The organism is Streptomyces sp. NPDC059037, from assembly GCF_042740015.1.
Lineage (GTDB): Bacteria > Actinomycetota > Actinomycetes > Streptomycetales > Streptomycetaceae > Streptomyces.
Genome location: NZ_JBHYIG010000414.1, coordinates 1 through 5,993 on the forward strand (window position 1 = coordinate 1; position 5,993 = coordinate 5,993).

General features: G+C 67.0%; 7 protein-coding genes. 4 read left to right on the plus strand and 3 right to left on the minus strand.

From position 1 onward, the window contains the following. The first annotated feature begins 87 nt into the window (after positions 1-87). Genes ACFWY6_RS43450 through ACFWY6_RS43460 form a run of 3 tightly spaced genes read left to right on the plus strand, consistent with a single transcriptional unit; the run spans position 88 to position 2,193 of the window. On the plus strand, positions 88-702 hold the full coding sequence (locus ACFWY6_RS43450) for a hypothetical protein (protein WP_384702853.1): 615 nt from the start codon (positions 88-90) through the stop codon (positions 700-702). Beyond that, on the plus strand, positions 699-1,808 hold the full coding sequence (locus ACFWY6_RS43455) for a hypothetical protein (protein WP_384702856.1): 1,110 nt from the start codon (positions 699-701) through the stop codon (positions 1,806-1,808). The genes ACFWY6_RS43450 and ACFWY6_RS43455 overlap by 4 nt, the downstream gene beginning before the upstream one ends. Positions 1,809-1,824: 16 nt before the next feature. Further along, positions 1,825-2,193, plus strand: coding sequence for a hypothetical protein (locus tag ACFWY6_RS43460; protein WP_384702859.1), 369 nt, complete (start codon positions 1,825-1,827; stop codon positions 2,191-2,193). A gap of 49 nt (positions 2,194-2,242) precedes the next feature. On the opposite strand, the gene ACFWY6_RS43465 is transcribed toward ACFWY6_RS43460, so the two are convergent. The 3 genes from ACFWY6_RS43465 to ACFWY6_RS43475 all read right to left on the minus strand — a co-directional run bounded on the left by ACFWY6_RS43465 (position 2,243) and on the right by ACFWY6_RS43475 (position 4,000). Continuing rightward, positions 2,243-2,785: an SMI1/KNR4 family protein gene (locus ACFWY6_RS43465; RefSeq protein ID WP_384702870.1), complete on the minus strand. Its 543-nt coding sequence runs from the start codon at positions 2,783-2,785 to the stop codon at positions 2,243-2,245. A 23-nt stretch (positions 2,786-2,808) separates the two neighbouring features. Then, positions 2,809-3,450, minus strand: a complete 642-nt coding sequence (locus ACFWY6_RS43470) for a hypothetical protein (protein WP_384702862.1) — start codon at positions 3,448-3,450, stop codon at positions 2,809-2,811. A gap of 106 nt (positions 3,451-3,556) precedes the next feature. Continuing rightward, positions 3,557-4,000 (minus strand): hypothetical protein, encoded by a 444-nt coding sequence (locus tag ACFWY6_RS43475; protein WP_384702864.1) that lies wholly within the window; start codon positions 3,998-4,000, stop codon positions 3,557-3,559. A gap of 178 nt (positions 4,001-4,178) precedes the next feature. On the opposite strand from ACFWY6_RS43475, the gene ACFWY6_RS43480 reads away from it, so the two are divergent. After that, complete coding sequence (locus tag ACFWY6_RS43480; protein WP_384702867.1) at positions 4,179-5,753, plus strand: substrate-binding domain-containing protein; 1,575 nt, start codon at positions 4,179-4,181, stop codon at positions 5,751-5,753. Positions 5,754-5,993 lie beyond the last annotated feature (240 nt).

Consider the following 5,993-nt stretch of genomic DNA (forward strand, 5'->3'; position numbering starts at 1 on the left):
CCAACAATTTTTTTTTATTTTTAGGGCGACAACGTTTTTTTAAATTTGATTTTTGTTGGGATGGTTATTTTTTTTATAAGAGACAGGGTGACCAGCGCGGCCCTGCTCCTGACCGCCTGTGGGGGCGGCGGGGACGACAAATCCTCGGACAAGATCGAGGGGGCGGGACAGGGGTCGGAGAAGCCGGCGGCTTCGGAGTCGCCCGGGGGAGAGGGCCCGGACGTCAGCGTCCCGAAGGACCTGAAGCTGGTCTTCGACTTCGCCAAGCCTTCCGACCCGAAGCAGGCGAAGGCCGTCGACAACGCGGCCAACTACATCCGGGCGCTCAAGCACGGCATCGTCCAGCAGGACGTGAACGACCCCGCCTACAAGTACTACTCGGGCGCGCAGGCGTCCACGTACGCGAAGACTCAGATCAAGGCGTGGATCGACGGCGGCTGGGTGCCCACGGGCACGGACCGCTACTTCAAGTCCGAGGCCACCGAACTGAGCGGCGGGAAGGCCGTCCTGGTCACCTTCTGCCGCAACCAGGCGAAGTCGTTCAGCAAGGACATCAAGGGCGACAAGATCCATTACAGCAAGGAATCCCTCGACAGCTACCAGCAGTTCAGCGTCCTGATGAGCCCGCCGAAGGGCGCGGACAAGATCTGGAAGGCGCAGAAGGTCGAGGTCCAGGGGAGGGTGAAGGAATGCCGGGGATGACAAGGCCGGGGACGACCAAGAACCTTCGCGCACGGCGCTGCGTCGCGGCAGGCGCGGCGGCACTGATCCTGGGGGCCGCGGGAACGGGAACGGCGTACGCCGACGACATTCCCGGCGGCACCACGAAACCTCCGACCGAAGAACCGTCCGGCGGCGGTGCCGACAAGAACGGCAATCTGTCGGCCGGGGTCTCCTCCATCAAGCTCAGCTACCCCAGCGGTGGGGACGGCGGCGGGAAGAAGGGCAACCTCGCCCCGATCGACCCCAATTGGGAGCCCCCGGCCTGCTGGTACGAGCCGGCCTTCACCTCCGCCGAGCTCAAGAAGTTCGTGGACACGGACGGCGGCGGCGACGTCGGCATCCACGAGTCCTGGTTCGGCAAGGAGCTCTGGACCGACCACTACCGCGACGGCAAACCGGCCGACAACTTCGACCTGCACAAGCCGACGAACAGTTCGGCCGACGGCTACAAGGACTACAACGAGGGCAAGGACGGCCGCTTCTGGCGCGGCGTCGCGCCCGACTCCTCGGACCCCAAGTCGTGGGACTGCGGCCGCATCATGTTCTGGGTCCCGGACGGCGAGATCCCTGACGACCCGAACGCCCCGACACCCGAGATGCTCGCCGAGTACGCGTACGACAAGGTGAAGGTCCCCGACACCGAGGTAGAGCTGAAGCCCGAGGCCAAGTCGACGGTGAACCTGCCGACTTGGGTCTGGCTGGACAAGGGCACCTTCAAGGAGGTCAAGGTCCGCGCGGAGCTCCCGAACACCCCGCTGTGGGCGGAGACCACGGCAAAACCGAAGAGCCTCCATCTGGAGCCCGGCACGCCGGACGCGGAGACCTTCCCCGCATCCGGCGAGTGCAAGATCAACGACGACGGCAGCATCGGCACCCCGTACACCAAGGGCAAGTCCAAGCAGGACCCGCCGTGCGGCATCAGCTACCTGCGGGCCACGAACGGGAAGCCGTTCCAGCTGAAGGCATCGGTAACCTGGGAGATCTCCTGGAAGGGCTCACAGGGCACGGGCGACGACCTGCCCGACGGCACCTTCGAGACGACGCAGGACATGAACGTCCAGGAGATCCAGTCGATCAACCGCTGACGGGGGCAAGGCGCACATGGGCAGCAAGGGCAAGAGTGACCTCAGCATTCCGCTCACCGACCTCGAGGACTACGGCAGCCGGCTGCGCTCCATCAAGAACCGCATGAACCGGACCAAGAAGACCTTCGAGTCCTACAAGGACGACATAGGCGACGGCGGCGTCTACGACTCCCTCGACGACTTCGAGTCCAACTGGGAGGACGGCCGCGAGGACATCGGCCAGCAGCTGGACCAGCTGGCGGACCTGTCCGACGCCGTCGTACGCGAGTTCAAGAAGCTGGACGACGACCTGGCCAAGGAAGTCAACGACGCGGTGAAGGCGGGCAAGGGCGAGGGCGGGAAGGGCGGCAAGGGAGACGGAAAGGGCAAGGGCGACGGCAAGTAGCCGGACGGGCGGCGGGTTTCAGACCGCTGCTCACGGTCGGCCGGCCCGGCTACCCGAGGATGTCGTCATTCGAGTCGAACTGATGCTCATCGGGGGGAAATTCAGGGAAGTACACCGTGTCCGCCTCTCCGGTAAGGACGGAGAGGAGAAAGGGCGCGCACTGGGTGGGGTGGTACTCCCATTCCGGGCCCCGCCCCTCGTTGAACATGACGGTCCACTCGTCAGGATGCTGCCCAGGTCGGCGTAGCCAGTACAGAAGGGCTCCGCTCCCCTCGATGTAGGCCCAGGGCAGGACCTCGGCCCCGTCGTCCCGCAGCAACTGCGGCGGCTTGGGTTCGAACTCCCACAAGTCGTCCAGAATCTCCGCGCGTTCGGAGGCCTGGGCAAGGAGGTTGTAGCCCTCGTCAGGGCATCCGGGATCCAGGAGCCAGACGGTCTCGTCGAAGACCCCGCCTCCGTAGGTCTCGACGAGTTCCTTGTAGTCCTGCGGCAGGGCGGTGCCGAGCTGCCGCTCCACGGCGGCCCAGTCCCGCGAGCGACGAGGGCCGACGGGAGGAATGATCGCGGCGAGGCGTTCCAGGGCGGAGGCCATCTGAATCCGAGCCGGCATCCTCCCTACTCCGCGAAGCGGAAAGTAGAAGTGACCGCATCGAAGATGTCGAAGAACGAGTCCGCCAGCTCAAGGAGTTGGCTGCTGCCCGAGACCAGCGCGACCTTCCCCTCCTGCCCCGGCACCGGAATGAAGGTCTGCATCAGGACGACGCGGATCGTGCGCTCGTCGCCGGGCACGGTGACGTCCTCAAGGCCGTACGTGCGCGCCGCGAGGCCGACCCCGGGGATGTCGACCGTCGTCACCTTCCGCCACGCGTCGCCCTCCCGCTTGGCCTCGCGCACGCCGAGCTGGGCGACGATGCGGTCGGGGTCCGTGGGCAGGACGTCGCCGCTCGGGGTGCGGGCGCCGACCAGGGAGACCGTGACCGAGCCGGTGACCGGCGTATCGCCGCCGAAGCTCTCCGCCATGCAGCCGCAGTACAGGGCGCCGGACTGCCAGGCGTCCTTCGACGCCTTGCGCAGGAACGCCTCGAAGGTCTCCCGGTGCGGGGCCAGCTCCGGGCGTGCGCGTACGCGATCGTTGATCATCTGCCGGATGGACGCGTCGCGCGACTCCGGACGCACGTCGAACTCCCACCACGTCTCCGGCACCTTGATGCTGAATCCGCCGCGTGCGATGGTCTGCGGTTCCGTGTACCGGGCCATGGCTGTTCCTGTCTCCTCCGTCGGCATGCGCCGTTCCCGATCAGCTTACGAGCAAGCCGCAGGCCCACTCCCCCGTGGCTCCGTCGGTCCGCGCCCTGAGCAGTTTCTACGTCAGGTGTGAAACAAGAAACTCGAACCGATACTCCTGCTCGCTGACCGCTGCCACCGCGCCGAGGTCGCTCCTCAGGAAGACCCATGAGGATTCCTGGGCCCGGCGGACCGAGGAGAACCAGGCGGGCGGCATCTCGAACTCGATCCACGGCGCGAGGTCGAGGTCAGTGAACAGGAAAGCCGATGTGAGGAAGCCGTGCCGGGCGAGTAGTTCCTCCACCCAGGAGTCAAGAAGCTCGTCGGGGGCATCGTCGTTCAGCGTCGCATCGAACTCGGCGGACGTGCTCCAGAATCCCCGTACGGCCTCCAGAACCCCGTCGGGCACCTCCGCGGACGCCAACGTGCGCGCCGTCACCACCGCGGAGGCAGCACGCAGCATCCGGTCGAGTTCCTGCCTCTCGCGCCGCTCCATCAGCCTGCGCTGCAGTTCACCAGCCACATCTATCCCCTTGTTTTCCCAGCACCTACCCCAACAGCCGGTGAACCCCTGGTCGCCGCAGGCGGACGCTCGATGAATTCCCCTGGAAACACCGCCCGTTGACCGGAATCAGTCTCCTCCCCCCTCATAACTTGGCCACCCAAACAAACTGCGTGCAGCCAACGGGGGTCGTACGGCGATGAGTGGTGGATTTTCCTGGGAGTCGGCGGTCGCCGCCCTCGGGCTCGCGATACCTGTCGGTGCCGCCCTGTGGGAGTTCGGGTTCGCCGGGCGCAAGCGGCTCGGCTACCGCGTACAGATGGACACCACCGCGAAGAACGCGGACACCCATCCGCACGCCGGGGTGCTGCGGCAGATGCAGCAGCACGGCACCTCCCTCGTCGACCCGTCCTTCGTCCTGCTCCGCATCCAGAACAGCGGCTGGACGCACATCGACGCCAACGACTATGTCGTACGCGACGACGACCAGGTCGGCATCCGGATCAGCTTCCCCGGCCGCCGCGTCGACGGCATGGTCGTCACCGAGTACAGCCACGACTACCTGGGGCCCTGCTTCGAGGGAGCCGCCGGGCTCCGCATGGACAACGGGCTGATCGAGCTGCCGCGCGTCCCCCTCAACCGCGGCACCCACTACAAGGTCCTCGCCGTCCTGGAACGCGACCCCGACTTCCCGGCCGGGCGGAAGTTCCCCGATCCCGATGTCGTCGCCGGCATAAAGGGCGGCGTACGCGGCGGACGCATCAAGAAGACCGAGAGCCATACCTTCGCCTCGAAGCCCGTCATGGTCTTCATCGCCCTGCTGGTGCTGATCGCCGCCGCCCAGTCCTTCACCACGTTCACCAGGGACGACGCCGCCGCCCAGGCGGCACCCGTGGACTGCGCCGAGGGCACGCTGACCCTCTCCGGCTCCACCGCCTTCAAGGACGCCGTCGCGGAGGCCGCCAAGCGGTACGTGAAGAAGTGCACGGACGCCAGGATCCCCATCACGGACAACACGTTCAACGGCAGTGTCGCGGGCCTCGACTCCTTGGCGGCCGCCGGCAAGAAGGCAGGCACCACTACCGGGAAGGCGGGTGGCGCCGGCCTCCCCGACCGGCTCGCCTTCACCGACGGGGCCAAGGGCGACGGCCGCCCTCAGCTCCTTCCCCGCCCGGTCGCCCTCTCCCTCTTCACGCTGTCCGTCAACAAGGACGCGGGGGTCCAGGATCTCTCCCTCAAACAAGTACGCCAGATCTACGCGGGCGAGATCACCAACTGGTCCCAGGTCAACGGCAACAACGTCCCCGTCCACCTCGTCAGCCGTCACCCCGGCTCCGGCACCCGGTCCACCCTCGTCAGCCAAGTCCTCGACGACAAGGAGCTGTTGGAGGTCACGTCGGGGGACTGCGCGGGCATGGACCGCAGCAAGCCGGGCCGCTGCGAGGTCGGCGACACCGGCATCCTCCTGGACACGGTGGCCTCGACCCCGGGAGCCCTCGGCCACAGCGAGGCGGGCGCCGCACTCACCCACGAGGGCATCAGCCAGGTCCGCATCGCGGGCTACCCGGCCACGGTCGAGGGCGCGGACGCGGGCGCGTACCCCTACTGGCAGACGGAGTTCGCGTACACCTACGGAGAGCCCCCCGCCGACTCGATCGCGGCAGGCTTCCTGCGCTACCTGACAGAGGGCGCAGGCAAGGACAGCCTCCCCGCCCACGGCCACCGCCCCTGCTCAGAGCTGGAGAAGCCGCTGCTGTGCCGGCCGGTGAGCTGAGCGCTGCCCTGTGACCGTCGCCCTTTACCCCGGAGGTAACCGAAGGCGCATGCGCTTCGGCAGCAGCCTCTTCGCCGTGTCCCCTGGCCCTTGGATAGCTGTCGTCGCCGTCCCCGCCAAGTGGTGCGTGCGTGGGGGGCGGGGGGTTTGGTGGGCCTGTGGCTTTGATTGGCGCCGGGGCCGCCCGGTTGTCCTGAGGTTGGCGGTTCCGGGCCGGGAGTCAAGGGCGATCAGGTTGGA

Coding starts and splice junctions, on each gene's coding strand:
- ACFWY6_RS43455 (WP_384702856.1), top strand. CDS start 699: ATGACAAGGCCGGGGACGACCAAGAACCTTCGCGCACGGCGCTGCGTC.
- ACFWY6_RS43460 (WP_384702859.1), top strand. CDS start 1,825: ATGGGCAGCAAGGGCAAGAGTGACCTCAGCATTCCGCTCACCGACCTC.
- ACFWY6_RS43465 (WP_384702870.1), bottom strand. CDS start 2,785: ATGGCCTCCGCCCTGGAACGCCTCGCCGCGATCATTCCTCCCGTCGGC.
- ACFWY6_RS43470 (WP_384702862.1), bottom strand. CDS start 3,450: ATGGCCCGGTACACGGAACCGCAGACCATCGCACGCGGCGGATTCAGC.
- ACFWY6_RS43480 (WP_384702867.1), top strand. CDS start 4,179: ATGAGTGGTGGATTTTCCTGGGAGTCGGCGGTCGCCGCCCTCGGGCTC.